Genomic DNA, 26,450 nt, shown 5'->3' with positions numbered 1-26,450 from the left:
ATTTAGATTATAGCTTATTTAATTTTTATTTCATTGCAATTAAACTCGCAAAATTCACCCATTTAAAAAAGGTTTCAACATATTTAAAACCACAATTTTGCAACATTTTTTTATTTTCATTTTCACTATAAGGAATCAATACATTCTCCAAAGCCTCTCGCTTTTTTGCGATTTCAAAGTCACTATAACCTTGCTTTTTTTTAGTCTTAAGATAATAATCAATCATCTCATAATCAAGCCGCTTATTCTCGCAAATCACTTTTTCAGACAAAATAAAAACACCCTCATCATTAAGCGAATCAAAGATTTTTTGGACTAATTTTTCTCGTTGCAATGGACGAATAAATTGTAAAGTGTAATTAGCAATAATACAATCGCATTTAGGAAAAGTTTCCTCTAAAATATCACCACAAATAAGCTCTGCTTGCATTCCATAAGCTTCTAATTTATTTCTAGCGTGTTTTAACATAAAGCTAGAATTATCAATCCCAAAAAGATTGACTTTAAAATCCGCCTTGGAGGCAATTTCTATTAGCATCGCACCTGTGGAAGTCCCTAAGTCTAAAAGGTTTGAATCTTCTTTAACAAACTTTAAAGCAAAATCCGCACTTAGAGATAAAACTTCCTTGTAATGCGGGATAGAGCGACTTAGCATATCATCAAAAACTCCTGCAACTTTCTCATCAAATTCAAATTGTTTTTGTGGTGATTCTGTAAAAATCTTATCCATTTAAATTTCCTTTGGCTTGATTTTTAAGAGCTTATAGGCTTGGCTAATGTCCTGTTTGATTTGATCTTTTAATGCTTCCAAAGTATCAAAATATTCATTTTCTCGAATCTTTCTATAAAAATAAAAACCGGCTTCTGCTTCTTGGACTTCTAATTCAATACCTAGCAAATGCCCTTCAATTGCAAAGCTCTTATCAGTGCTAATACGATTTCCAACAAAAATAACTGCAGGATACTTAGGAGCTATATGACTTTGTTTGCCTAGCTGAATAAACCCTGCATATACACCTTCTTGAGGAAGCAAAAAACCATCATTTTCTAAATTAATCGTGGCATAAAGCTGCTTTTTTCCTATGCCCTGTCCGCTGATAATCTTTCCTCTTATTTCAAATTCACGCCCCAAAAGCTTATTGGCTAATTTTAAATTACCATTAATCAATAATTCTTTAATTAATCCACTATGCACAGAGAGTTTTTTATAAAACACTTCACCAATTACAATCACTTCGCCTTTAAAATGTTTTTTTAAATCAAAAGTATAATAATTTCTATTTTTCCCAAAACGAAAATCATATCCCACCACTATTTGTTTGAGATTAGGCAGAATCTCCATAAGAAACTCCACAAACTCAATATCATTTTTTTCTTTGACAATATCCAAAGCAAGGTGGTAAATAGGAAAATGTGTATAAAAATCCCTATAAGGCTTAGGAAGCAATTCACCCCTATTTGATTCAATACACAAAATCATTCCTTGATAATCTAAAGCCTTAAAGATTACTTGATGAGCGATGTGCATACCATCAAACTTCCCTAAAGCAACGCTTGTGAAATGCTTAGCTTTTTCTTTTTCTTTGACAAGTGATAAAAAATTCAATATTTCCTTCTTTTCCTCTAACTGAAGATTCTTCATATTTAATAACCTTTAATTCCTGTTTTTCCAAAAAAATAATAGTTTGCCAAAGGGCTTCTTGTATCTTTTTTTCATCAAGCACCACTCCTCTTTTGTTGCGCCTAGCTTCTTTTCCCACTTCAAATTGTGGCTTAAAAAGCAAAATTAGCCAATTTCCAATCAAATCTTTAAGAGAGTGAAAGATTTTTTGAATGGGAATAAAAGAGACATCGCACACAATAATATCAAAAATCTTGTTCTTTTCTTTAGGGGTGAATTTTCTAATATCCGTTTCTTCAAAAAGATAAATCCTAGAATCCCCTCTTAAGTCTTTATGAAGTTGATTCTTGCCAACATCAACACAATAAACTTCCTTTGCACCTTTTTGCAACATTACTTGCGTAAATCCACCCGTGCTAGAACCAATATCTAGTACAATACTATTTGTAATTTCTATGGGATTATTTTCTAAAAAATTCCAAAGCTTTTCACCTGCCCTGCTAACAAAGTATTTTTCTTGTTTCAACTCAACTTTGGTATTTTCCAAAACTTCAAAAGAACTTTTTAAAACTGCACGATTATCAACCCAAATAGCGCCTTTTTGAATCGCTTCTTGCGCTTTATTTCTAGAGTAAAACCAACCCTGTTGAACACAAAATAAGTCTAAACGCATGTTTAAGGTCTTGTAATTTTTTTAAAACCAAATCTTAATGTGTTTTCTCCAAAATCTTTGTGAGATAAGATAAGCATTAATCTATCTTGTGTGCGTTTATCTTGCTTTGGAAACTCTATACGATAATATTCCCCCCATTGCGTTGCATTTTGCAATATTAATCCCTCTAAGTCCTTTTTTTTTAATTGAATAATTTTTGTAGGTTTCACGCCATTATTTAATGTTAATTCATAACCATTTTTTAAAATATTTCTTTTACCATTGGCTTCATAAATATCCAAAAAGAAAACTTCTCCCTCATCTCTTGAATATTTTTGAGAATCATATTCATTTAAATGTGTTGCGATAACCACCACTTGAGTGTTTCCCTTGGCGATTAACTCTGTTTTTCTTGTGGCTTGTATATAAGATTCTTCTAATTTTTCGGGTATCAAACCGCTCTTTTTGGCTTCACACCCAAAAAACAACAAAACCACAAAAAACAGCATTCCCTTTAACATTGTTTCACTCCAATCTCATAATAAATAAATCCCAACTCTTTAAGCCTTTTAGCATTATATTGATTTCTGCCATCAAAGATAATTGCTTCTTTTAATCGCTGCTTAATTTCCAAAAAATCAGGACTTCTAAATTCTTTCCACTCTGTAACTAACACCAAAGCATCACAAGAGTTTAAAGCATCGTATTTGTTTTTAGCATATAAAAGATTAGGTGTATCTTTGAAATAAAAATTCTTTGCTTCTTCCATTGCTTTTGGATCATATACTTTAACAATCGCTCCACGCGCAATTAACTCATTAATCAATACAAGCGAAGTAGCTTCTCTCATATCGTCAGTTTCAGGCTTAAAGCTAAGCCCCCAGATTCCAAAACTTTTATCACTTAAATCCTCGCCAAAATGCTTAATAATTTTATCACCCAATATCTTTTTTTGCTTTAAATTAACCTGCTCTACTGCATTGATAATTCTAGGATTTATTCCTGCATCATAAGCAATCTTGCTTAAAGCTTTTACATCTTTAGGAAAACAACTTCCGCCATAACCACAACCAGGGTAAATAAAGCTATATCCAATGCGCTTATCACTGCCAATCCCCACTCGCACTTCATTGACATTAGCACCCACTGCTTCGCAAATATTAGCAATTTCATTCATAAAGCTAATTTTAGTAGCTAACATTGCATTAGCAGCGTATTTTGTCATTTCAGCACTCCTAATATCCATAATAATCAATCGATCATGATTTCTACTAAAAGGTGCATAAAGCTCTTTTAATATCTCTTTACTCCAAGAATCTTCTACTCCAATAATCACTCTATCAGGCTTTAAAAAATCATTAATAGCATCACCTTCTTTAAGAAATTCAGGATTGCTTGCCACGCTGAAGTTTATTTCCAAATTTCGCTCTTGGAGTGCTTCTGTAATAATACTTTTAATTTTTTGTGCCGTTCCTATAGGTGCAGTTGATTTATTAACCACAATCAATGGCTTTTGCATAGTTTGCCCAATTTGTTTTGCCACTTCCATTACAAAGTGTAAATCCGCGCTACCATCTTCACCCATAGGTGTCCCAACAGCAATAAAGACAATTTCAGCACTTTTTAGAGCTTCACACACAGAAGTGGTAAAATGCAAATTTTCACTTTGATAATTTTTTATCACAAGTTCTTCTAATCCAGGTTCATAAATGGGAATCTTGCCTTGTTTCAAGCCTTTAATTTTTGATTCTATAGCATCAACACAATACACTTTATTTCCCATTTCAGCAAAACAAGTCCCACTTACAAGCCCAACATAACCTGTCCCAATTACTGCAATATTCATACAAATAAACCCTAAAGTCAAATATTTTGAGCGGATTCTATCATAAAACAGCCCACAAAACAAAGGAAGTTTAAAGGAAATTAAAGTTAAAATCTAGCCTATATTTTTAAGTTTAAAAGCTACAATCCAATTCTTTTTTTCAAGGATGTAAGAATGCCACGACATTTGATTGAAACTACTGATTTTAGCAAACAAGAAATACAAAAAATTTTGGATTTAGCCGAACAATTTTTAGATGGTAAAATAAGAAATACTCTAAAAGATCATATTATTATCACAATTTTTTTTGAAAACTCCACCCGCACACTTTCTAGCTTTGAAGTTGCTACCAAAAGACTTGGCGGTAGCGTTGTTAGACTTGATGTCTCAAGAAGCTCCACTTCAAAGGGCGAGACACTTTTTGATACCGCTGCCAATCTTAATGCAATGAGTCCTAGTGCTATTGTTGTGCGACATAAAAGCTCAGGAGTTCCAAATATTCTTTCACGCTATGTTTCTTGCAGTATTGTTAATGGAGGTGATGGCGCACACGCTCATCCCACTCAAGCTCTTTTGGATCTATTAACACTCAAAAAACATTTGGGCAATTTAGAGGGAAAAAAAATCGCGATTGTAGGAGACATTAAAAGTTCGCGCGTTGCTAATAGCAACATCGAGCTTTTAAGTCGTTTTGGCATGGAAGTAATTCTAATAGGACCACCCCATTTTATCCCTAAAAATCAGTTAAGGCACCATCTTTATTTAAAAGAGGTTATTGATGAGGTTGATGCGGTTATGAGCCTAAGGACACAAACAGAACGACACAATCTGCCCGTTTATTCTAGTTTAAAAGACTACGCTAATGATTATTGTATCACCAGAGAAATGTTAGGTGAGCGAGATATTATTTTGCTTCATCCAGGACCAGTTCATCGTAATATTGATATTAGTGATGAAATGCTAAAAGATCCGCGTTGCAAAGTCTTAGAACAAGTTACTCATGGAGTTGCAATAAGAATGGCTGTCTTAGAAACACTTATCACTCAAAGTGACACACCAAAAGTCCAAAATTTTCCCTATTTTTAAAATATTTGGAGATTTTATGGAATTAGCTCTGCTTTTTGTCCTTGGTTTTACAGCTGCATTAATCCCAGGACCCGACATTTTATTTGTTTTACGAAACACCCTTACCTTGGGTTTTAAGCAAGGAGTGATTAGTTTATTAGGAATCTTTAGCGGTTGGTTGATTTTTTTAGGTTTAATTTATTTGGGATTTACAAGCTATTTTAATAGCCCATTTATTCAAGTTACACTCAGCAGTATTGGCGGAATCTATCTCATCTATCTTGCTTATCTTTTATTTAAAAAGAGCAAAAATCACATTAATTTTTCCCAAAGCCAACAAAAAAGTTTTTCACTTTATTTAAAGGGCTTATTGATTAATCTTTCTAATCCTAAAGCCTTTTTATTTTTTGCCACTATCATCTCGCCCTTTATTCAAAATAATTTAGAAGTTAGCTTTATTATTCTTTTATCTGCACTTTCCTTGGCTTTTTTTAGCGTGATTCTTGTGGGGACATTTTTTAGGCGCTTTATTACCAATACCCTTTTTGATAAAATTGATAAAATTTGTAGTATTATTTTTCTATGCTTTGGAATTTGGTTGCTTTATTCTAGCTTTCAAACCATATTGCCACTTTTATAAATCAAATCTAGCATTAAAAGATAAGATTCTATCTTGACAACTCTTAGCTTTTAGAATAAAATTCCCTATCTAAATTTCATTTCTGCAAAACTTTGAAAACTACATTTTAAGGGAAACCCAAGAATTACTTTAATCCCCACTTTATCTTTAAAATTGCTGAAATTTGCAAAGTTTTTGCGTTTAATAAAGGTTTTAAATGTCTCAAAACAAAAAAGATCAAAAAATGAGAACTCACACTCCCGTTGAAGGCTATACCATTGAAGATTTAAGGGCTAAGCCTATCAATAAACTCGCAGAAATTGCAAAATCACTTGGAATTGAAAATCCTCAAGAATTTTTGCGACAGGACTTAATTTTTGAGATTCTAAAAACCCAAGTTAGTCAAGGTGGTTTTATTCTCTTTACTGGGATTTTAGAGATCACAGGCGAAGGTTATGGATTTTTACGCGCCATTGATGAAAACTTCTCAGGATCTCAAAATGATGCTTATGTGAGTAGCACGCAGATTCGGCGCTTTGCACTAAGAAATGGAGATATTGTAACAGGGCAAGTGCGCTCCCCAAAAGATCAAGAAAGGTATTATGCGCTTTTAAAAGTAGAAGCCATTAATTATCAATCTCCTGAAGAGATGAAGAATCGTCCTTTGTTCGACAATCTCACCCCACTTTTCCCTACAGAACAAATCAGACTTGAATACAATAGCTTTAAAATCACAGGAAGAATGCTGGATCTCTTTGCACCTATTGGAAAAGGGCAACGCGCTTTGATTGTTGCACCTCCAAGAACTGGTAAAACAGAGCTAATGAAAGAACTCGCTTATGGAATTACAAAAAATCATCCCGAAATAGAACTCATTGTCTTGCTTGTTGATGAAAGACCTGAAGAGGTTACTGATATGGAAAGAAGTGTAAAGGGTGAAGTGTATAGCTCTACTTTTGATATGCCTGCTAACAATCACACTCGCGTGGCTGAACTAGTCGTCGAAAAAGCCAAGAGAATGGTAGAAATGGGCAAAGATGTCGTAATTTTACTTGATTCAATTACACGCCTTGCAAGAGCTTATAATACTGCAACTCCAAGTAGCGGAAAGGTGCTAAGTGGTGGAGTAGATGCCAACGCATTACACAAACCAAAGCGCTTCTTTGGTGCTGCAAGAAATATCGAACAAGGTGGATCTCTTACTATTATTGCAACTGCATTGATTGAGACAGGTTCAAGAATGGATGAAGTAATTTTTGAGGAATTTAAGGGAACAGGCAATAGTGAGATTGTTCTTGCTAGACATATTGCAGAGCGCAGAATCTATCCAGCTATGGATATTTTAAAAAGCGGAACAAGAAAAGAGGAATTGTTATTAGGACACGACAAACTTCAAAAAGTATGGGTTTTGCGCAATGCCATTCATCAAATGAATAATGAAATTGATGCCTTAACTTTCCTTTACTCACAAATGCAAAAGTCCAAAGATAATGAAGAATTTTTAAATATGATGAATGATAGCGCTAAGGATTAAAAATGATTCCAAAGAGAATTGGAGTTTTTGATAGCGGAGTGGGTGGCATTAGCGTTCTTGGAAATCTCATTGATTCCAAAGCTTTTGATGAAATTATCTACTATGGCGACACTGCTAGAGTGCCTTATGGGACAAGAAGTAAAGAAACTATCATACAATACTCCCTAGAAGCTCTAGATTTTTTCAAACAATTTAAATTGGATTTGCTTGTTGTAGCTTGTAATACCATTAGTGCTCATGGTTTAGGAGCGATGCAAAAAGCCACAGATTATCCAATTATTGGTGTTATTGAACCGGGAGTTTTAGCATTAACTAATAATCTACAAAATAAAAATGCCAAGATTCTTGTGCTTGGCACAAAAGCCACAATTCAAAGCCAACTTTATCAAACACTACTCAAAGATCAAGGTTATTCTTGTATAAATGGACTTGCAACAAGTCTTTTTGTTCCACTTGTAGAAGAAGGGATTTTTGATGGGAAAATTTTAGAATCAGTTATGGAGTATTATTTTAAAGACTACATAGAAAAGCCCGATGCAATCATTCTTGGTTGCACACATTTTCCATTAATTTCTAAAGCAATTGCCAATTATTTTCAAAATCAATTCCCCAAGCTTGAAAAATCAATTTTAATTCATTCAGGGATTGCGATTATGGAATATCTTAAAACAAAATACACACTACAAACTTCTAAAACCCATTCAAAAGTTACATTTTATGCGAGCGATAATTTAGAAAAGCTCAAGAAAACAGCAGACTTATGGCTTCAGACAATCAAATAAATATAACCGACATATTCTTAATAGCTCTCCATTAACTCAAAATCTTGAATAATAGTTTTTTTCTGCTTTAGAGGACTTGCAAATTCATTGTCTCTTTGATAAATAGGTAAAAGCATAAAATCACTTTCTTTTGAGGCATTGGCATAATATTCACTCATTTTTTCACTTTTACTAGGGCGTTCTAAATTGCTTTTTTGAGTAGTGGCAGCCTCATAGACAAAATCAAAATGAAAATATTTTTGGAGTTGTTTTACTTTAGCTGTAATATTTTGATAATATTTTTCTGCTTGAAAATTAGCGTGTTGATTTTTTTGCCAGCTATAGCCTTTATTATAAGATTTAATAATGTTACGCCAATTTCCTTTGTGTTGTTTCTCCCAGAATTTTAATTCTGAAATGGCAATTTGCGTGGCAAATTCATCATCTTCAACCAACATTGCACCAACCATATTTTGCGTGAAACCATTTTGTTTTAATTTAGGATAACGATTAATAACACCAGGAATATAGGCATGAAATATCCCTGCGCTTGGATCTTGAAAATTCATTTTATATTCTCCAGCACAAGATTCTTGCCACGCAATTGCTGCAAGCGTATAGCCAAACCCATCATTTTTACCCGCCAAATAAGCGCGGAATAATATTTCTTTTTGAGCATTGGAAAATTGAGAGAGAGGGACACAAGAATTTTTAAATTCAACCTTTGGTGCCCCAAAAGCTAAGGTAATAAAAAAACATAAAATAATCCATCGCATAAACACTCCTTGTTTTCACAAGATATTTAGCAATTTCTGTTCCAAGATTTACTGATTCTTAATTCAAAAGTGGCAATACTACCCTGTCTATCTAAACGATTCTGTAACGAAATACTTCCACCTAGCGTATTGGCTGCATTTTTAGCCAAAAACAATCCAAGTCCAGCACCACTTTTATTACCCGCTCTCCTAAATGGTGCATAAATATCATCTAATTCTGAATCAATCCCACAACCCTCATCAATCACAATAATTTTTAAAACTTCATTATCAAAACTACTTTTTAACAACACACTTTTGCCTTGGGGCGTGAATTTAAAAGCATTTTGCAAAAAATTCTGCACAATTTGTGTTAAAAGCGTTGGTTTTAAAGTAATCATTATTTCTTCTTGTGGAATCTCCACCAAAAATTTTTTACCCTCTTTTTTGCTTAAAATTTGAAAATTATTGGCAATATTTTTTAGTATTTTATTGACATCTACTAGGCTTGATTTTTCAAACTGGGCACTCTCTTGTCTTCCTAAATCCAAAAGCGTTTTAATAATTGCATTGGCTTCATTAATACTATGAATATTCTCTTTTAAAGCTTCAATATAGGCGCTTTTTTCTCTTTCTTTAATCAAAGTAACTTCGCATTTAGTTTTCATAACCGCTAATGGAGTTTTTAACTCATGAGCAATACCGATAAAAAGCTGTTTTTGGCTGCCGAGGTAATTTTTGATTCGCTCCAAAAGATTATTCACAGAGAGAACTAAAGGATGAAATTCTAAAGGAAGCTCTTTGCTATCAAGCAATTCAAGGTCATTTTCTTTAATTCTTTGCAAGGTAAATGAAAGCTTTTGAATAGGCTTATAAAGGATACTAGAAAACGCTAAAGCAAAAAGCAAAATCAAGATTAAAGCAAAAAAACTCAAAAGAACTATCGCATTAAATAAATAATCTAGGAAATTCTTTTCTTTAGTGATATTTTTTGTGATTTTAATGGCTTTATTATTTTTGTAAGGACTTAAAATAGAATAATAGACTTGCTTTGATTCTTCTTCTTCTATATACTGCATATTAGTGATTTTCTGTGGAATAATTGATAATTGTAGCGTAGAAGATTCTAAAATATTTGTGCTTTGAATGTAAAAAGTTTGTTTTGTTGAATAATTAATATTATTTGCTAAAATATGTTGCACTTTAGCTTGTAATTCATTTTTAATGTTATCATAAACCTTAAAGTAGAGATAATTATAAAGCGCAGATGAAAAGGCAATTAAAAGTACGACAAAGGAAATAGTAATTTGTCGCGTATAATCACCTCTTACGCTCCTTTGGGATAGCAAAATCTATAACCTCTTCGTCTAACCGTTTCAATTGTAGCAATATCTAGAGGCTTATCCATTTTTTGTCGAATCTGATTAATTGCTACTTCAATGACATTTGGTGTAACTAATTCTGGCTCTTCCCAAATTGCATCTAACAACTGCTCTTTAGAGACAATTTGATCTCTATGCCTTGCAAGGTGCGTTAAAACTTCAAATGGCTTCCCTTTTAGTTCAATTTCTTGCCCTTTGTAAGTAATTTTTTCTTCATCAGGATTGATAATCAAATCTTCAATTTCAATTAAGTTTGTGCCACCAAATCTCAATCTAGCTTCAATTCTAGCTACTAAAACATTAAAATCAAAAGGTTTTGCCAAAAAGTCATCAGCACCTGCTCTTAACGCTTCAACTTCACTTTCAGCATCATCTCTAGCAGAAATAATCACAACAGCAGTGCGTGGAGACTTACTTTTGACTTGATTGATAATTTCTAAACCACTACCATCAGGTAGCATCCAATCTGCCAAAACCAAATCATAATTTCTAATGCTAATGAAGTATTCTCCATCCTTTAGATTCTCTGCCACATCTGTTTGGTAATTAAACTCATTTAATCCCTCTGTCATCGTTTTATTAAGACTGATTTCATCCTCAATAATCAAGATTCGCATTTAATATCCTTATCTCTCAATAGATTTTTAAAGTTTGCCAAAATTATAACATAATATTTAGCTATTTTTAAAAAAACTTTTATAAAAATTTAATAAAAATATTTTACCAATCTTATTTTCCCAAGATAACAAACCAATATGGCAAAAACTTTTACTAACTCACACAAATCCAAGTGCTTTTGCCAATCAACAAAATTTCCAATCTACTCATTTTATTGATTAGCATCGCTTCTTAAATTTTGCGATTCTTTAAAACATCGGCAATCAAAAATGACAATTCTATAGCTTGACTAGCATTTAGACGCGGATCGCATTGTGTGTTATAATTACATCCTAAATTTTCTTCAGTAATAGCTTGCATACCACCTATACATTCTGTAACATCTTCACCTGTCATCTCTAAATGCACTCCACCTGCATAAGTTCCCATACTTTTATGAATCTCAAAAAAGCTTTTAACTTCTTCTAAAATGCTATCAAAAGTGCGCGTTTTATAACCACTGCTAGCCTTGATTGTATTTCCATGCATCGGATCAATGCTCCATACAATCTCCCTACCCTCGCCCTTAACAGATTGAAGTAGTTTTGGAAGTTTATCTTTGATGGTATTAGCTCCCATTCTGATGATAAAATTCAATCTTCCGGCTTCATTTTTTGGGTTTAAAATCTCACAGATTCCTAAAATGTCCTCTTTTGTAGCATTAGGTCCAATTTTTACTCCAATGGGATTTTCTACACCTTTTAAAAATTCCAAATGTGCACCATCTAGATTGCGTGTTCTCTCTCCAATCCAAAGCATATGTGCCGAACAATCATACCATTTACCACTTAAATGATCTCTACGCGTCAAAGCTTCTTCGTAATTTAACAACAATGCCTCGTGAGAAGTAAAAAATTCAGTTTCATGAAGAATTGGGGTATTACTTGAATTAAGTCCACACGCTTCCATAAAAGCTAATGCTTGAGTGATTTTATCTGCCATTTCCTTATAGCGCTCACTTGAAGCTCCACGAACAAAATCCAAATTCCATTTTTGCACTTGGTTTAAATCTGCCAATCCGCCTTGTGCGAAAGCACGAATGAGATTTAAAGTTGCAGCAGATTGATTGTAAGCTTGCAAGATTCGGATTGGATCAGCTTCCCTTGCTTCTTTTGTAAATTGAATATCATTAATAATATCACCACGATAGCTTGGCAAAGTGATTCCATTAATTGTTTCTGTATCACTTGATCTTGGTTTGGCAAATTGTCCTGCTAAACGCCCCACCTTAACAATGGGGCAAGCCCCTGCATAAGTCAAAACTACTGCCATTTGCAGAATCACTTTAAACAAATCTCTGATTCTTATAGCGTTAAAGTCGGAAAAGCTTTCTGCGCAATCCCCTCCTTGTAGCAAAAAAGACTCACCTCTTGAAACCTTAGCTAGATGACTTTTTAAGCGTTGTGCTTCCCCAGCAAAAACCAATGGAGGATATTTGCTTAATTGCTCTTCAACGCTTTTTAAAAATTCTAAATCATTGTAAATAGGCTGTTGGAGCGCTATCTTTTGTCTCCAACTTTGTGGGTTCCACTCTTTATTAGACATTGATATTCCCTAGTTTTAAAATATTTTCGTATCTTAGCAAACCCAAAATAAAATTGCCCTTACCCTAAGGGTATTTTTAAATTATTTTCCCAAATAAACCTGTCTTGGTCGTGTGATTCTTGCGTGTGGATTTTTGATGTGTTCCATTACTTGTGCGCACCAACCTGGCATTCTTCCTATAACAAAAATTGGCGTAAATAATGCGACTGGAATCTTAAGTGCTGTTAAAATAATTCCACTATAAAAATCTACATTTGGATATAAATTTCTTTCTTTGAAATAATCATCATTCAAAGCCACTTCTTCTAGTTTTTCGGCAATCTCACTCAATCTTGCGTCCATTTTAATACCCTTTTGATTAAGCTCATCTTTGAGTGCTTTGATTGCTTTTGCGCGTGGATCATAGCTTTTATAAACACGATGTCCAAAGCCCATTAACCTAAATGGATCACTTTTGTCTTTAACGCGTGCGATAAACTTATCTACATTTTTTACATCTCCGATTTCTTCAAGTTGCACCAAAACCTTTTCATTTGCACCACCATGAGCAGGTCCCCAAAGTGCATTAATTCCAGCAGAAATCGCTGCATAAGGATGCACACCTGTAGAGGCAACATTACGAACGGTTGTTGTTGAAGCGTTTTGACCATGATCAGCATGAAGTATAAAGATTTTATCAAGCGCTTCAACTTCTAGATCAGAAATCTCTTCACTACCATTTAAGGTATGTTTGAGCTTTCCACCCGGATAAGCGCGCAACATATATAAGAAATTCTCCACATAACCCCGCTCAATATCTGGATAAATCAAAGGTGCTCCGATAGAATTACGATAAGAAAAGGCTACTAAAGTAGTAATTTTTGCAATGATTCTGCGCGCCATTGTTTGATAGTCTCCCTCATCATCCATATCCCTATGATCAAAATGAAAAGTAGATAATGCTGCCACTGCAGAACTTAAATTTGCCATTGGATGAGCATTATCAGGAAAGGCACTAAAAATATTAATCAACCCTTCGTGCAAAAATGATCGATGTCGCAATTCCAAATCAAATTCTTTTGATTCCTTTTCATCTTTAGGGGCTTCACCTGTAATAAGTAGCTTTGCAACATCAGTAAATTTATATTTTTTTACAATATCTTCAATAGGTATGCCCTTATAAAGCAATTTACCATTTTTGCCATCAACATAGCTAATAGTTGATTCACAACCTGCGGTAGAACCATATCCTGGATCATAAGAAAAAATATTAGTTCTTTCAAATAATTTACTAAAATCAACCGCTTTGGGTCCTCTTGTGCATTCTATTAAATCAAAATCAAATTTTTCACCAGTTTCGTTATTGATTAGCGTTATTGTTGCCATATTCACTCCTTAAATCATTTTCTTGGTCACTAAGTATTGTAATGCACTTTTTGATAAAAGTCAAAAAAAAATTAATTTTTGGGAGAAAAAAAAGGCTATTGCTATTTTTTTACACATTTCTACTAAAAAGTTAATTATAAAGAATATCAAGATTGCTTGTTGGCTTGAATTTAAAAATTTCTGGATTAATTGAATGATTAGTTTGTATATTTTCAAAAAGAATCTCAACAGAATTCCCCACTGCATCCACAAAAGAAATTTGCTTTAAAATGCCTTCCTCAAAGAATAAATAATATTTTTGTCCCAAAAGTTCTGCTATGTAGTGATTTTCTTTAATAAATTTAGCTTTTTTAATCAGGGTTAAAATATCCAGATTCTCTTTTAAGGTGCTATAAATAGCTTGTTCTAGCTTTGGCTCATAGATAATCATTGAATCTTTATTAATATAAATCTCTTTGGGGATGGGGCTTTTATATTTCCAAAGCACAAAATGTGGCGCAAGAGCAAAGAACTCTCCTTTATAAAGAAGGGTGTTGTCTTGAGTGAAAAGCCTTTGAGTAAAATAGGCTTGCATAGATTGTAATGCCTTAATTTCTTGTGCATTTAGAGAGCTTAAGTAAAGAAAAAATATCAATAAAAATCTTAACAACATTTTAATGCTTTGAATCTTTATGCAAAAAATACAAACCAATTGATAAAGCTAAAATAGAGATAGCAAAATATAACATATCTTGTGTATTTTTCATTCCCATATTAAGAACTTTAGAGAAAAAGGCTACAATTAGTGCCATTACAATCACTTTAGCTAATTTATCTTTAAGTTGATCAAGCGTATGAATCTCTAAGACCTTAGAGCTACTTTCATCTTTGATTTGAATTTTACAAATAAAAAGCTCATATAATCCAAAGGCAAAAATTAACAATACTACTGCAATTAAATACAAATCAATTGCCATAATAATGGTATTGAGCAAAATAGTATGAATATCTGATCCTGCAGGCAAAAGATGCATATAATACAAAAAAGTATTTTTAGCTGCTTTGATAATATCCACACTTGCCACAACAAAAAGTAAAATAGCTCCAATTAAAGATAGAACGACAGCAAAGATAATAAATAAACGGGCATTCCACATTAACTTTTCAAAAATGATACGCAATGCTTCCAAAATACTATTCCTTTACAAATTAAAATTATTTTATTATAGCGACAATCCACTTAAAGAAGCCTCTACAATTGGATTGTTTTTATTTAAAATGATATTGATGAATAAAATCGACTAATTTAATGGCATTTTCTCGTGGTAAATCTGGCAGCATTCCATGCCCCAAATTAAAAATATGCCTTTTGCCTTGCATTAAATTTAAGATTTCCTTAGCGCCCTCAAGCATTGATTTTTCATCATATATTCTACAAGGCTCTAAATTACCCTGCAAAACATATTTATCTCCCAATTTCTCTTTAGCAATTCTTAGTGGAGTGCTCCAATCCACTCCAAAAACATCAAATTCTCCATCAATTTTATCTAAATAGCCCGAAATTCCTTTAGGAAATAAAATAACTGGTATTTCTGGGTATTTTTGCTTGATAAAAGAAGCGATTTTTTTACAATATTCAAATCCAAACTCCAAATACATTGATTCCTCTAAAGCCGCTGCCCAAGAATCAAAAATCATTACCGCATTCACTCCTGCTTTAATCTGCGATTCAAGATAATTTTTGAGATTGTGTGTAATTAACTCTAGTAAATTATGCAAAAATTGCGGATTAGAATAAAGTAATTTTTTGGTTTCATTATAAGTCTTGCTTCCCTGCCCTTCTATCATATAAGTTGCCAAAGTCCAAGGTGCTCCACAAAATCCAATTAATGCTTTGTCTTTAGCAAGTTTTTGACGCGTCATTGAAATCGTGTCATAGACATAATTTAGCGATAAATGCGAATCTTGACTAAGCCCTTTTAAATCTTTATCGCTTTGAATAGTTTGTGCAAACTTCGGACCTTCTCCAGCAAAAAATCCAAGCTCCATTCCCATTTCCATTGGCACCACTAAAATATCACTAAAAAGAATTGCCGCATCAACTCCTAAAATCTCTATGGGTTGTAAGGTAACTTCTGAAGCTAGTTTAGGATTCTTGCAAAGGGATAAAAAATCGCCCGCTTGCTTTCTTGTTTCTCTATACTCACTTAAATATCTCCCTGCTTGTCGCATAAACCAAACAGGTGTGTAAGGGGTTTCTCTACCAAAACACGCATCAATAAAAATCATTTTTTTCCTTTACCTAAAATATTTTTCGCATTTTATCTAAGTAAAATTCCATTTATGCTAAAATTTTTGAAATTATTTTTTATTTTATAAAGCTTTAGACAAAAATTGAAGCTAAGGTTGGAGTAAATGTTTTCACTAATTAAAAAGATTCTAAATAGTAAAAATGACCGGTTAGTTGGGCATTATAAAAGACAAATTAAAAAAATCAATGAGCTTGAATCAAAATATGCTACTTTAAGTGATGAAGAGCTTAAAAATTCATTTCAAGAGCTCAAAAATCAAGTCCAAGCTTCCAAGAATCCACAAGAAGAGTTGAACAAAATTCTTTATCAGTCCTTTGCAATCACGCGTGAGGTTAGCAAAAGGGTTTTAAATATGCGACATTTTGATGTTCAGCTTATTGGTGGAATGGTTTTACACGAAGGTAAGATTACAGAAATGAAAACAGGGGAAGGAAAAACATTAGTTGCTACTTTGCCTGTTTGCCTTAATGCGATGCTAGGAAAGGGTGTGCATATCATAACAGTAAATGATTATCTTGCGCAACGAGATGCAGAAACAATGCGACCACTTTATGAATTTTTAGGATATAGTGTGGGAGTAATTGTAAGTGGAATTTATGATGATTCGCACCGCTTGGCTCAATATTCTTGTGATATTACTTATGGAACAAATAATGAATTTGGTTTTGATTATTTGCGCGACAATATGAAATACGACTTTAATCAAAAAGTGCAAAAAGAGCATTATTTTGCTATCGTTGATGAAGTAGATTCAATTCTTATTGATGAAGCAAGGACACCTCTTATCATCTCTGGACCAGCAAACCGCGTCTTAAAAAACTATGAAATTGCCAATAATGTTGCCTTAAAGCTCAAAGAAAATGAAGATTATACTATTGATGAAAAAAACAAAGTGATTCTACTCACAGAAAGTGGAATCAACCACGCAGAAAAACTTTTTGAAATTGATAATCTTTATAGTGTTGATAATGCGATTCTTGCTCATCACCTAGATCAAGCCCTTAAAGCCAATAAACTTTTCAAAAAAGACAAAGATTATGTCTTACGCGATGGAGAAGTTGTTATAGTAGATGAATTTACAGGGAGACTTAGTGAAGGGAGACGTTTTAGCGAAGGATTACATCAAGCCCTAGAAGCCAAAGAAGGTGTCAAAATCAAAGAAGAATCCCAAACACTTGCAGATATTACCTATCAAAACTATTTTAGGCTTTATCAAAAACTTGCTGGTATGACAGGAACTGCACAAACTGAAGCGAGTGAGTTTTTACAAATTTACAATCTTGAAGTTGTCTCAATTCCAACAAACCTTCCTATTCAAAGAAAGGATTTGAATGATTTAATCTACAAAACCGAAAGGGAGAAATTTAACGCGCTTGTAGAAAAAATTATTGAATTAAACAAAAAGGGGCAACCAATTTTAGTTGGAACAGCTTCCATTGAAAAAAGCGAAAAGATTCACGATTTGCTTAAATCCAAAAGGATTCCACATTCTGTGTTAAATGCTAAAAATCACGCTCAAGAAGCCGAAATTATCAAAGATGCTGGAAACAAGGGAGCTGTAACGATTGCCACAAATATGGCAGGGCGTGGTGTGGATATAAAAATCAATGATGAAGTAAGGGAGCTTGGCGGACTTTATATTATAGGGACAGAGAGACACGAATCGCGCAGAATTGACAATCAATTGCGCGGTAGAAGCGGAAGACAAGGTGATCCTGGGACTAGTCAATTTTATTTGAGTTTAGAAGATCCTTTGTTACGTATTTTTGGTAGTGACAAGATTAAAAACATTATGGATAAATTAGGGCTTGATGATGGAGAGCATATTGAATCAAAGCTTGTAACGCGATCTGTAGAAAATGCCCAAAAGAAAGTTGAAAGTATGCATTTTGAAGCTAGAAAACATTTGTTGGAATACGATGATGTCGCAAATGAACAAAGAAAAGCTATTTATCGCTTAAGAAATGAATTGCTAAACCCAACACAAGATGTCTCACATAAAATCATTGAAAATCGCCATGATGCTATTACAATGCTTTTAGAAAAAGCTGAAGTGTTTAATGATTCTGATAATTTAGAATCGCTTTGCGCTATGGCTTTGGAAGACTTTAATGTAACACTTGACATCCAAGAATTAAAAGATTCCTATCAAAAAAACAATAACTTTGAAACCTTAATTGATGAAAAAATGAAGCAAATTTATGATAAGAAAATGTCAATTTTAGATAGTCAAACTCGAATCGAAATTGAAAAGCTTGTTTATTTGCAAACTTTAGATAATTTATGGCGAGATCACTTATATGTGATGGACACACTCAAAACTGGCATAGGATTGCGTGGATATAACCAAAAAGATCCTTTAGTAGAATACAAAAAAGAAAGCTACAATCTCTTTTTGGAATTAGTAGGTCAAATCAAATACACTACTATTAAAATGCTTTATAAAGTGCAGCTTAAAACAAATCAAGAGAGTGAAGAGGAAGCCAAAAACGCTCTACAAAAGCTTAACAATAGCAATCAAAACTTGAAAACTAATCACGAAAATCCCCCAATTTTTAAAAAGAAGCCCATTAGAAATGAGCCTTGCCCTTGTGGCAGTGGTAAAAAATATAAAAATTGTTGCGGAATGAGTGGTCCTAAAAAAGGAGTTTTTGCCAAATGACACAAAAAGGAATCATTTCTTTTTTGTTATTCCGTTATTTACGATTTAATAAACACCAGCCATTCATCTCTATTGCTGCTATTTTAGCATTTTTAGGGGTTTGTATTGGAGTTATGGTTTTAATTGTTGCAATGGCACTTATGAATGGATTTGACAAAGAATTTGAGCGCAAACTCTTTATTATGAATTATCCACTCACTATGATTCAAGGTAGTCCAGAAAAAATCACCAAAAAAACTTTAGAAGATTTGCAAAACAATTTTCCGCAACTACAATTTAGCCCCTTTATCCAAACTCAAGCAATTTCAAAAATAGGGAATCGTATGGAAGGTGCTATGGTTTTTGGAGTGGATTTTAATCTTGAAAGCAAAATTAATCCCATTTTTAAAGAAGCCTATCTCCAATCCCAACAGTACCAAAATCAATCCAAAGAAATCTTTAGTGTGATTATTGGCAAAAGCCTTAAAGATTCTTATGGGCTTGATTATCAATCAAATTTACTTTTGATTTTTACTGATTTTATTCCCAATGCAATCCAACTAAGCCCCACTATGAAGCGCTTTGTGGTAGATGGCTTCTTTCAATCAGGATTGATTGCTTATGATAAGGGCTATATTTATACCAGCCTTGAAGCAATGCAAATTATCAAAAATCTCCCTCAAAATACTTATGATGGCATTCACATTCACTCCAACAATCCACAAAAAGATATTATTTCTCTCCAAGAATCATATCCACAAATGCAAATCGTTGGCTGGTGGGAACAAAATGGAAACTTTTTTGCAGCCTTAGCACTAGAAAAACGCGCACTATTTATTGTTTTAATGCTAATTATTCTAGTGGCTTCTCTTAATATCATCAGCTCTCTTTTGATGACTGTTATGAATAGAAGGCGAGAAATTGCCCTATTGCTCACTATGGGAACAAGCTCTAAAGAAATCCAAAAAACTTTTCTTTATTTGGGAAATTTCATAGGTGTTAGCGGCATTATCTGTGGTAGTATTTTGGCTTTTATCATTCTTTACTTGCTTTCAAGCTTCCCTATTATTTCACTACCTGCAGATGTTTATGGGAGTTCAAAACTACCCTTAGAACTTTCCTTACTTGATTTATTTTCAATTTTGTGTGGCTCTTTTGCGATTGTTTTCTTTTCTTCTTATTATCCAGCCAAAAAAGCTACTCAAATTAATCCTTTGGAAGTTTTGCGTAACGAATAGTGAAGCCCTTTCAAAAAATTTTTATTGAAATCACAAATTTTTGTGGGCTTTCTTGCTCCTTTTGCACACCTAACAAAGCCAAAGATTCTATGGATTTAAAAAATTTTGAAAAAATATGCAGTGAAATTGCTCCTTTTACACATTTGTGCGCTTTGCATATTTTGGGAGATCCACTAACACTTGATAATCTTGAATCATATCTTAAAATCGCAACAACCTATCAACTTAAAATTGACATTACAACTAGCGGTTTTTACCTAAATAACAAAAAAATCAATCTTCTTTTGCAAAACTCTTGCGTTCATCAAATTAACATTTCACTCACAAGCTCTCTTTATCAAAAAAAACAAATTAATCTTAAATCCTATCTTAGCTCTATCTTAGCTCTGCTCTTCAAGCACCAAGCAATAAAAAGTGAAAAATTTATTAATTTAAGGCTTTGGAATCTCAAAAAAGATTTTACTCCACCGCTTAAAAATTCCCCTATCTATCAAGTTTTGTATAATTTTTTTCAAACTCCCATTACAACACCAAAAACGCGCTTAGCTTACAAAATCCATCTACTTGAGCAACCTTTTTTTGAATGGGTTAGCTTAGAATCTCAAACAATCTCACAAAATGGGTTTTGCTATGGTGGTAGTAAGCAACTTGGTATTTTGTGCAATGGTGATGTAGTGCCTTGTTGTTTTGATACTAAAGGAGTGATTAATTTTGGCAATCTCTTTCAAGATTCAATGCTAAAGATTCTAGAAAATCCACGCCTAAAAAAGCTAGTTGAAGGTTTTAAAAATGGAATGAGAATCGAGGAGCTTTGTCAGCACTGCAACTACCCCGATTATCTTGCTAATCTTAATGTAAAAAATGTCTAAATCCACTAAAATAAAGTGCCATACCTTTTTGATTTGCACATTCAATCACCTCTTCATCGCGAATGCTTCCTCCTGGCTCAATCACAGCACTCACACCAACTTTATAAGCTTCCTCTATGCTGTCTTTAAAAGGAAAAAACGCTTCACTTGCTAACACACAACCCCTTAAATCAATTCCCATTTCTTCTGCTTTTCTAATGGCAGCCTTTGCAGCATCAACGCGACTTGTCATTCCCATTCCAACAGCTACCATAGCAGAATCTTTAACATATACTACGCAATTTGATTTTACTAAGCTTGCCACCTTATAGGCGATTTCCAAATCTTTCATTTGCTCTTTAGTAGCTTGTTTTTGACTAACGCATTTTGCATTTTCTACTTCATTAGCCGCTACACTATCTGCTTCTTGTAAAACAAATCCCCCTTCAATATGTTTAAAATCTTGCCCATCTTTTGGAAAACAAAGTTTCTCTCCACCACAAACAAAGATTTTAATCTTTTTTTTATTTTCAAAAACACTCAAAGCTTCCTCTGTGATACTTGGCGCCACTAACACTTCAATAAAAATCTTATTAATTTCATTAGCCAAATCCACATCCACTTCGCCATTAACTGCAACAACACCGCCATAAGCAGAAATATTATCACACCTCAAAGCTGCAACATATGATTCTAAAACATTTTCTTTCATTGCAAAACCACAAGGATTCCCGTGTTTGACAATACATACACAAGGCTTATCTTCAAAGCTTGAAGCAATTTTAACTGCGCTATTAATGTCTGTTAGATTATTAAAACTAATCTCACCTTTAAGTGCCCTAAAGTGCTTAGAGTAGAAATCGCCAAATTCATAATATGCCCCTTTTTGATGAGGATTCTCTCCATATCTTGTAGGACTTACAAGTCTCCCAGCAATAAAATGATTCTTGCCAAAGCCATGATTAAAACGTTTATTCATGTAATTTGCAATCATACAATCATAAGCTGCTGTGTGCTCAAAGGCTTTAATCATTAACTCTTGACGAAACTCCAAAGTATTTTGCTTGTCTTTAAGCTTTTCAAGCACCCTTTCATAATCATTGCAATCCGTTACAATCAATACTGATTCAAAATTCTTGGCTGCTGCCCTAACCATTGATGGACCACCAATATCAATATTTTCTATAATTTCCCCAAAATCCTCTGTTTTTTCAATCGTTTCTTTAAAAGGATAAAGATTCACACACACCAAACTAATGTCTTTTATCCCAAATTCAAAAGCCTTTTGTTTATCATCTTGATTATTGCGCCTATGCAATATTCCACCATGAATCTTGGGATGCAATGTCTTAACGCGCCCATCAAACATTTCTGGGCTTTGTGTGTATTCACTCACTTCTAGTGCTTCAATCGCATTTTCTCTTAAGATTTTCAAAGTTCCACCTGTAGATAAAATCTCATAACCCAAGCTCACAAGCCCTTTTGCAAACTCAACAATACCTTTTTTATCACTTACACTTAATAATGCCGTCATATTTTCTCCTTTTTAATTATTCTTTAAATAACCTTAAAAATAGCCATAAGCTCACTAAACCCAAAATTCCAATAGGCAAAATAATGCTAACTTCTGGCAATAAAAAACCACTCATAGAGAGCCTAGAAAAACTAAAAAATACACCCCATACAATCAAAACTCCAAGAATCATTCCCAAAGTAATACCGCTCATATTTGCATAACGATTAGAGTTTGGAGTAAATCTAGCCAAACACACCATCACCAAGGGAGCAAAAAATGGAAAAAATATTAGACTATAAAGAGAGCTACGAAGTTTTTGAGTATTAACCCCCTGCTCTTTTAAAAGCCAAATTGCTTCTAATGCATCAACAATAGAAACACTACCTTGCTTTTCATAGATATTATCTAAAATCTTAGGTTTAAAGCCTTGTAGTGTTTCATAAGTCTTTTGCTCTTCAATTTTAAGAGGATTCTTGCCTATTTCAAGATTAGAATCAAGAGTGGTAATTTTAGCATTCTCCAATCTCCATTTATCTTGAATAAAAACAGCTCTAGGTGCTTCAATAATTTTAATAACTTGCTTATTAAAGACTTCATAAACCTTAACATTTTCTGCAGTCTTTAAAAGAGGAAAAACTTTTTCAAAATAAATATAATTATCATTGTATTTGATAAATAAATCATTTTTGTAACTTCCCAAATATCCGCGCTCAATAATCAAATCCACCCTTTCTTTAGCATAAGCAAAAGGAGTTGCATTTAGTAAGACAAATAATAAAGTAATCAAAAATGACACCATAAAAACAGGTAAAAAGATTCTAAGCTTTGAATATCCAAGTGCTAAAAATGCTGTAAATTGCGAATTTCTTAACATAGAAATCACTAAGACAATCTGAGCCAACACCAAAGAAAGAGGCAAAATATAATTGCTTGCATAGACAAAATCATAAAAAATGAGCAAAACTATTAAATTTGCAGATTGTGGCAATTCATCAAGGTATTTCACCAAATCAATTAAAACAAAAAAACATTCTAGCGATACAAAAAGAATAAAAAAATACTTTAAATATAAAGTAATAATATAACGCGAAAATAAATTCATTTATTTATCTTTTGGATTTAAAGTATAAAGACTAGAAATTTTGTTTGCCAATTCACTTGGATTCTCTAATTTTGCTATTTCCAATGCTGGTTTAATGCAATGTTTAATTATTTCTTCATTTTTTATTGATTCTTCTTTGCTAAAATCCCCTAAAACCCAATCAATCACTTGATTTTTCAAAAGGGGTTTTCCAATCCCATAACGCAAACGATAATACTCTTTACCACACAATTCATCAATGGATTTTAAGCCATTGTGTCCGCCACTGCCTCCGCCAAATTTAAATCGCACTGCCCCAAAAGGCAAATCAAGATCATCATGAATCACAAGCATTTTGTCTATTTTATAAAAATTTTTAACACTTAAAACTGATTTTCCAGAAAGATTCATAAAAGTTGAGGGCTTTAAAAGAAGGATTTGGGAAGCCTTATAAAGCTCCCCAAAGAAATCTTTACTAGATTGCTTAGTAGCATTTAAAGAAGCAATCAAAGAATCAACAACGCAAAAGCCGATATTATGGCGATTATTTTTATATTTCTCGCCAATATTACCTAAGCCTACAATTAAAAACATTTCTTAGCGAGATTTAATCACACCAACAATTGCAACATCATCTCTTTCTACGATTTTAACACCATTGTTTTGCGGTAAATCACGCACCAATACAACATCACCCACATCCAAGTTTGTTACATTGATTTCATAATCTTTAGGTAGATTTTCAGGAGTAGCCTTAACCTTAATGCGTTTTTTGGAAATCATCAAAACACCTTTGTTTTTAAGTCCTTTTGCGACACCTTCGATTCTCACCTTAACAGAATATTTTGCTTCTACACCTTTTTGTGCAAGCATCAAATCCACATGGATAATTTCGCTAGTAATTGGATCTTTTTGATACTCTTGGATAACAACTGGATATTTTTGTGTGCCAACTTCTACTTCAAAAATCAAATCAGTTTTGTTTTTAACTTCTCGGATAAAATCATTGCGTTTAAACGCACAATGAATATTCTCTTTACCCTTACCATAGATATTGGCAATTAGATAACCATTTTTTCTTAAAGCCTTTGTATCTGCTTTTGAAATACTCTCTCTAATTATTCCACTTAACATTTAAAAATCCTTAAAAATAAAATAAAACCTGCAATTATAGCTAAAATTCTTAAAACTTCTTTTAAATTAAGACAAACTCTCTAAAATTTTTGCAAAAGCATTTTTAAAGTCTTCTAATCCTTGCTCTAATAACTCACTAGAAACTTTTTGTAAATCCACACCAGCATCTGCCACCACCTTAAAATATTCTTCTAATTCTTCATAGCTTGGTAAATAAGCTTCTTCCAAGGCTTCAACTTTCATAAAAGCTTCAATGGTTGCTAATGGTGCAGTATTAATAGCATATTGATGATAAAGCTCTCTAATATAATAAACGGACTCTAAACTATCATCTTTTACACCTGTGCTTGCAAAAAGCGCTCTCACGCAAGGCAAAGAATAATCATTAATAACACGATACAAATATTGCGCATTTTTAATACCCAAAGTCGCCACAGGAATGCCATTATCTTTTAAAATAGAATCGCATTTTCTATCAAATCTTGATACAAAAATACTCACCACCGCTCTTGGGAAATCCTTAGATTCTTTTTTTGTTATTTTTTTGAAATTCTCATACCCCCTTTTAAAAGCCTCCATACATCCAATGGTTTGTTCTTTTGTAAAAACCAAAGTCGCATTAACCGAAATCCCTTGGGAGATTAATTCCTCCATTGCAACAAATCCTGCTTTAGTGGCTGGAATCTTAATCATTACATTGGGATAGCCAATCTCTTTAAACAACCTAATACCCTCTTCAATAGTTCCCTTAGAATCTTGACACAAATTAGGATCTACTTCAATACTCACATAGCCGTCATTTGTATTATTAGTATAAATTGGCATAAGAAGTTCTGCAGCCCTTTGAATATCACTCTTTGCTAAAGCCTCATAAATCTCTTTTGGATTTTCGCCCTTTAGGGATTCTTTTTGTTCTCTGTAACTCACTTCTAAAAAAGATTTTTGAAAAATAGCAGGATTGCTTGTCGCCCCTTCAATAATTCCACCCTCAATCATTTTGATAAAATCATTTTCCAAAAAATCTCTTTCAATAAAATCACACCACAAAGAAAAAAAAATATTATTTTGCATTGCTGTTCCTTATAGATAATTTTTTATTAATGACAAATCTTTTGTATCAATTATGATATTTGCAGCCTCTCTCAAAACTTCTTTGGCACAAAATGCCACTTTTTTTTGCGCATATTGAAACATTGAAAGATCATTAGCCCCATCTCCAACCACAAGAGTATTAGATGAATCCACACCTAGCAAAACTTGAATCTTCTCAAGCATTCTCCCTTTAGAGTAAGAAAACATCATCTCTCCACCAACTTTTCCTGTTAAAAGTCCATCTTTGTGATGCAAAGTGTTACTAAAATGAATATCATAGCCAAGTGCTTTTTGCCCAGCACTCACCCCTTCATCAAACCCCCCACTAAACACCACCACCTTATAACCATTTTCCTTTAAAAAACTAATAATTTCCTTAGCACCAGGATTATAAGTAAGATTTTCACAAACTTCACAAACCTGCTTTAGTGGCATTCCCTCCAAAGTCTTTACGCGTTTTCTTAAACTATGGTAAAAATCCAATTTTCCTGCCATAGCTTCTTTGGTAATCTCGCTTACTTGTTGCTCACTTCCATAGGCTTTTGCTAGTAAATTTATAGTTTCTCCATCCATTAGTGTAGAATCAAAATCAAAAACTGCCAGTTTCAAAAACATCCTTTAGCGCAAATTTCAAAACCAAACATTATACATTTTTATTATAAAAGCAATCTAAGATAAAAAAATAACTTATTAATAATATTTTTTCTTAAGTTTTCTCCACAAAAAATCACTAGAATTATTTTTTAACATATTGCTTTAAATTTTACTTAGCACAAGAAGCAAAAGATAGAATTTTTATAAAACACACAAAATGTGCATTTTATAAAG

Annotated in this window: 26 protein-coding genes; 7 read left to right on the top strand and 19 right to left on the bottom strand. The window is 33.1% G+C overall.

The window, feature by feature from the left end; translation table 11 throughout:
• Nucleotides 1–25 precede the first annotated feature (25 nt).
• From cmoA to CCY98_RS00565, 5 genes are read right to left on the bottom strand one after another with little or no spacing between them, the layout of a single operon-like run.
• On the bottom strand, nucleotides 26–730 hold the full coding sequence (gene cmoA / locus CCY98_RS00585) for a carboxy-S-adenosyl-L-methionine synthase CmoA (RefSeq protein ID WP_112056673.1): 705 nt from the start codon (nucleotides 728–730) through the stop codon (nucleotides 26–28).
• On the bottom strand, nucleotides 731–1,606 hold the full coding sequence (locus tag CCY98_RS00580; protein WP_112056672.1) for a bifunctional riboflavin kinase/FAD synthetase: 876 nt from the start codon (nucleotides 1,604–1,606) through the stop codon (nucleotides 731–733). It lies immediately after the preceding gene.
• On the bottom strand, nucleotides 1,566–2,294 hold the full coding sequence (locus tag CCY98_RS00575; protein WP_112056671.1) for a TlyA family RNA methyltransferase: 729 nt from the start codon (nucleotides 2,292–2,294) through the stop codon (nucleotides 1,566–1,568). Before CCY98_RS00575 ends, CCY98_RS00580 begins: the two co-directional genes overlap by 41 nt.
• Nucleotides 2,295–2,296: 2 nt before the next feature.
• Nucleotides 2,297–2,794: a hypothetical protein gene (locus CCY98_RS00570; RefSeq protein WP_112056670.1), complete on the bottom strand. Its 498-nt coding sequence runs from the start codon at nucleotides 2,792–2,794 to the stop codon at nucleotides 2,297–2,299.
• Nucleotides 2,788–4,119, bottom strand: a complete 1,332-nt coding sequence (locus CCY98_RS00565; RefSeq protein WP_112056669.1) for a UDP-glucose/GDP-mannose dehydrogenase family protein — start codon at nucleotides 4,117–4,119, stop codon at nucleotides 2,788–2,790. The genes CCY98_RS00570 and CCY98_RS00565 overlap by 7 nt, the downstream gene beginning before the upstream one ends.
• Before the next feature lie 153 nt (nucleotides 4,120–4,272).
• Here CCY98_RS00565 and CCY98_RS00560 point away from each other — a divergent pair, with 153 nt between their 5' ends.
• The 4 genes from CCY98_RS00560 (at nucleotide 4,273) to murI (ending at nucleotide 8,098) form a co-directional block, all read left to right on the top strand.
• On the top strand, nucleotides 4,273–5,184 hold the full coding sequence (locus tag CCY98_RS00560; protein ID WP_112056668.1) for an aspartate carbamoyltransferase catalytic subunit: 912 nt from the start codon (nucleotides 4,273–4,275) through the stop codon (nucleotides 5,182–5,184).
• Between the two features lie 16 nt (nucleotides 5,185–5,200).
• Nucleotides 5,201–5,803 carry a LysE family translocator gene (locus CCY98_RS00555; protein ID WP_112056667.1) on the top strand — a complete coding sequence of 201 codons (603 nt, stop codon included), beginning with the start codon at nucleotides 5,201–5,203 and terminating at the stop codon, nucleotides 5,801–5,803.
• 196 nt (nucleotides 5,804–5,999) lie between these two features.
• Nucleotides 6,000–7,316, top strand: coding sequence for a transcription termination factor Rho (rho, locus tag CCY98_RS00550; protein WP_112056666.1), 1,317 nt, complete (start codon nucleotides 6,000–6,002; stop codon nucleotides 7,314–7,316).
• A 2-nt stretch (nucleotides 7,317–7,318) separates the two neighbouring features.
• The gene (gene murI / locus CCY98_RS00545) at nucleotides 7,319–8,098 is read left to right on the top strand and encodes a glutamate racemase (RefSeq protein ID WP_112056665.1); all 780 of its coding nucleotides are present in this window, start codon (nucleotides 7,319–7,321) and stop codon (nucleotides 8,096–8,098) included.
• A gap of 17 nt (nucleotides 8,099–8,115) precedes the next feature.
• Here murI and CCY98_RS00540 read toward each other — a convergent pair whose 3' ends face one another.
• The 8 genes from CCY98_RS00540 to hemE form a co-directional block, all read right to left on the bottom strand.
• On the bottom strand, nucleotides 8,116–8,853 hold the full coding sequence (locus CCY98_RS00540; RefSeq protein WP_112056664.1) for a hypothetical protein: 738 nt from the start codon (nucleotides 8,851–8,853) through the stop codon (nucleotides 8,116–8,118).
• A gap of 26 nt (nucleotides 8,854–8,879) precedes the next feature.
• Nucleotides 8,880–10,181: a HAMP domain-containing sensor histidine kinase gene (locus CCY98_RS00535; RefSeq protein ID WP_112056663.1), complete on the bottom strand. Its 1,302-nt coding sequence runs from the start codon at nucleotides 10,179–10,181 to the stop codon at nucleotides 8,880–8,882.
• Complete coding sequence (gene hsrA, locus CCY98_RS00530; protein ID WP_112056662.1) at nucleotides 10,160–10,831, bottom strand: homeostatic response regulator transcription factor HsrA; 672 nt, start codon at nucleotides 10,829–10,831, stop codon at nucleotides 10,160–10,162. The genes CCY98_RS00535 and hsrA overlap by 22 nt, the downstream gene beginning before the upstream one ends.
• A 232-nt stretch (nucleotides 10,832–11,063) precedes the next feature.
• On the bottom strand, nucleotides 11,064–12,416 hold the full coding sequence (locus CCY98_RS00525; protein ID WP_112056661.1) for a 3-deoxy-7-phosphoheptulonate synthase class II: 1,353 nt from the start codon (nucleotides 12,414–12,416) through the stop codon (nucleotides 11,064–11,066).
• 81 nt (nucleotides 12,417–12,497) lie between these two features.
• Nucleotides 12,498–13,781, bottom strand: coding sequence for a citrate synthase (locus tag CCY98_RS00520; RefSeq protein WP_112056660.1), 1,284 nt, complete (start codon nucleotides 13,779–13,781; stop codon nucleotides 12,498–12,500).
• Between the two features lie 130 nt (nucleotides 13,782–13,911).
• Nucleotides 13,912–14,433, bottom strand: coding sequence for a LolA-like outer membrane lipoprotein chaperone (gene lolA, locus CCY98_RS00515; protein ID WP_112056659.1), 522 nt, complete (start codon nucleotides 14,431–14,433; stop codon nucleotides 13,912–13,914).
• Nucleotide 14,434: 1 nt separating this feature from the next.
• A complete protein-coding gene (locus tag CCY98_RS00510; protein ID WP_242099522.1) occupies nucleotides 14,435–14,950 on the bottom strand; it encodes a YqhA family protein in 516 nt (171 codons plus the stop codon).
• A gap of 79 nt (nucleotides 14,951–15,029) precedes the next feature.
• Nucleotides 15,030–16,049 carry a uroporphyrinogen decarboxylase gene (gene hemE, locus CCY98_RS00505; RefSeq protein ID WP_112056658.1) on the bottom strand — a complete coding sequence of 340 codons (1,020 nt, stop codon included), beginning with the start codon at nucleotides 16,047–16,049 and terminating at the stop codon, nucleotides 15,030–15,032.
• 126 nt (nucleotides 16,050–16,175) lie between these two features.
• Between hemE and secA the strand changes: the two genes are divergently transcribed.
• From secA to CCY98_RS00490, 3 genes are all read left to right on the top strand, one after another.
• Complete coding sequence (gene secA / locus CCY98_RS00500; RefSeq protein ID WP_112056657.1) at nucleotides 16,176–18,734, top strand: preprotein translocase subunit SecA; 2,559 nt, start codon at nucleotides 16,176–16,178, stop codon at nucleotides 18,732–18,734.
• The gene (locus tag CCY98_RS00495; protein ID WP_112056656.1) at nucleotides 18,731–19,951 is read left to right on the top strand and encodes an ABC transporter permease; all 1,221 of its coding nucleotides are present in this window, start codon (nucleotides 18,731–18,733) and stop codon (nucleotides 19,949–19,951) included. The genes secA and CCY98_RS00495 overlap by 4 nt, the downstream gene beginning before the upstream one ends.
• A gap of 89 nt (nucleotides 19,952–20,040) precedes the next feature.
• On the top strand, nucleotides 20,041–20,820 hold the full coding sequence (locus CCY98_RS00490) for an SPASM domain-containing protein (protein WP_250643966.1): 780 nt from the start codon (nucleotides 20,041–20,043) through the stop codon (nucleotides 20,818–20,820).
• Here CCY98_RS00490 and purH read toward each other — a convergent pair.
• The 6 genes from purH to serB form a co-directional block, all read right to left on the bottom strand.
• Complete coding sequence (gene purH, locus CCY98_RS00485) at nucleotides 20,801–22,333, bottom strand: bifunctional phosphoribosylaminoimidazolecarboxamide formyltransferase/IMP cyclohydrolase (RefSeq protein WP_112056654.1); 1,533 nt, start codon at nucleotides 22,331–22,333, stop codon at nucleotides 20,801–20,803. The genes CCY98_RS00490 and purH overlap by 20 nt on opposite strands.
• A 16-nt stretch (nucleotides 22,334–22,349) precedes the next feature.
• Entirely contained in the window at nucleotides 22,350–23,417 is a 1,068-nt protein-coding gene (locus tag CCY98_RS00480; protein ID WP_112056653.1) for an LptF/LptG family permease, read from the bottom strand.
• Complete coding sequence (pth, locus tag CCY98_RS00475) at nucleotides 23,418–23,990, bottom strand: aminoacyl-tRNA hydrolase (protein ID WP_112056652.1); 573 nt, start codon at nucleotides 23,988–23,990, stop codon at nucleotides 23,418–23,420.
• Nucleotides 23,991–23,993: 3 nt separating this feature from the next.
• Nucleotides 23,994–24,530, bottom strand: coding sequence for a 50S ribosomal protein L25/general stress protein Ctc (locus CCY98_RS00470; protein ID WP_112056651.1), 537 nt, complete (start codon nucleotides 24,528–24,530; stop codon nucleotides 23,994–23,996).
• Nucleotides 24,531–24,596: 66 nt separating this feature from the next.
• Nucleotides 24,597–25,601, bottom strand: a complete 1,005-nt coding sequence (locus CCY98_RS00465; protein ID WP_112056650.1) for a transaldolase — start codon at nucleotides 25,599–25,601, stop codon at nucleotides 24,597–24,599.
• Between the two features lie 9 nt (nucleotides 25,602–25,610).
• The gene (gene serB, locus CCY98_RS00460) at nucleotides 25,611–26,231 is read right to left on the bottom strand and encodes a phosphoserine phosphatase SerB (RefSeq protein ID WP_112056649.1); all 621 of its coding nucleotides are present in this window, start codon (nucleotides 26,229–26,231) and stop codon (nucleotides 25,611–25,613) included.
• Nucleotides 26,232–26,450: the final 219 nt, after the last annotated feature.

Origin of the sequence: Helicobacter sp. 11-8110, from assembly GCF_003288905.1 — a bacterium.
Classification (GTDB): Bacteria; Campylobacterota; Campylobacteria; order Campylobacterales; family Helicobacteraceae; genus Helicobacter_D; species Helicobacter_D colisuis.
Note: the sequence above shows the minus strand (reverse complement) of the source record. Positions and strands in the feature narration are given on the sequence as shown.

What these genes read in the sequence shown, in the direction of transcription:
- cmoA (WP_112056673.1), bottom strand. Translation starts at nt 730, where the DNA reads ATGGATAAGATTTTTACAGAATCACCACAAAAACAATTTGAATTTGAT.
- CCY98_RS00575 (WP_112056671.1), bottom strand. Translation starts at nt 2,294, where the DNA reads ATGCGTTTAGACTTATTTTGTGTTCAACAGGGTTGGTTTTACTCTAGA.
- CCY98_RS00570 (WP_112056670.1), bottom strand. Translation starts at nt 2,794, where the DNA reads ATGTTAAAGGGAATGCTGTTTTTTGTGGTTTTGTTGTTTTTTGGGTGT.
- CCY98_RS00565 (WP_112056669.1), bottom strand. Translation starts at nt 4,119, where the DNA reads ATGAATATTGCAGTAATTGGGACAGGTTATGTTGGGCTTGTAAGTGGG.
- CCY98_RS00560 (WP_112056668.1), top strand. Translation starts at nt 4,273, where the DNA reads ATGCCACGACATTTGATTGAAACTACTGATTTTAGCAAACAAGAAATA.
- CCY98_RS00555 (WP_112056667.1), top strand. Translation starts at nt 5,201, where the DNA reads ATGGAATTAGCTCTGCTTTTTGTCCTTGGTTTTACAGCTGCATTAATC.
- rho (WP_112056666.1), top strand. Translation starts at nt 6,000, where the DNA reads ATGTCTCAAAACAAAAAAGATCAAAAAATGAGAACTCACACTCCCGTT.
- murI (WP_112056665.1), top strand. Translation starts at nt 7,319, where the DNA reads ATGATTCCAAAGAGAATTGGAGTTTTTGATAGCGGAGTGGGTGGCATT.
- CCY98_RS00540 (WP_112056664.1), bottom strand. Translation starts at nt 8,853, where the DNA reads ATGCGATGGATTATTTTATGTTTTTTTATTACCTTAGCTTTTGGGGCA.
- hsrA (WP_112056662.1), bottom strand. Translation starts at nt 10,831, where the DNA reads ATGCGAATCTTGATTATTGAGGATGAAATCAGTCTTAATAAAACGATG.
- CCY98_RS00525 (WP_112056661.1), bottom strand. Translation starts at nt 12,416, where the DNA reads ATGTCTAATAAAGAGTGGAACCCACAAAGTTGGAGACAAAAGATAGCG.
- CCY98_RS00520 (WP_112056660.1), bottom strand. Translation starts at nt 13,781, where the DNA reads ATGGCAACAATAACGCTAATCAATAACGAAACTGGTGAAAAATTTGAT.
- lolA (WP_112056659.1), bottom strand. Translation starts at nt 14,433, where the DNA reads ATGTTGTTAAGATTTTTATTGATATTTTTTCTTTACTTAAGCTCTCTA.
- hemE (WP_112056658.1), bottom strand. Translation starts at nt 16,049, where the DNA reads ATGATTTTTATTGATGCGTGTTTTGGTAGAGAAACCCCTTACACACCT.
- secA (WP_112056657.1), top strand. Translation starts at nt 16,176, where the DNA reads ATGTTTTCACTAATTAAAAAGATTCTAAATAGTAAAAATGACCGGTTA.
- CCY98_RS00495 (WP_112056656.1), top strand. Translation starts at nt 18,731, where the DNA reads ATGACACAAAAAGGAATCATTTCTTTTTTGTTATTCCGTTATTTACGA.
- CCY98_RS00490 (WP_250643966.1), top strand. Translation starts at nt 20,041, where the DNA reads ATGGATTTAAAAAATTTTGAAAAAATATGCAGTGAAATTGCTCCTTTT.
- purH (WP_112056654.1), bottom strand. Translation starts at nt 22,333, where the DNA reads ATGACGGCATTATTAAGTGTAAGTGATAAAAAAGGTATTGTTGAGTTT.
- CCY98_RS00480 (WP_112056653.1), bottom strand. Translation starts at nt 23,417, where the DNA reads ATGAATTTATTTTCGCGTTATATTATTACTTTATATTTAAAGTATTTT.
- pth (WP_112056652.1), bottom strand. Translation starts at nt 23,990, where the DNA reads ATGTTTTTAATTGTAGGCTTAGGTAATATTGGCGAGAAATATAAAAAT.
- CCY98_RS00470 (WP_112056651.1), bottom strand. Translation starts at nt 24,530, where the DNA reads ATGTTAAGTGGAATAATTAGAGAGAGTATTTCAAAAGCAGATACAAAG.
- CCY98_RS00465 (WP_112056650.1), bottom strand. Translation starts at nt 25,601, where the DNA reads ATGCAAAATAATATTTTTTTTTCTTTGTGGTGTGATTTTATTGAAAGA.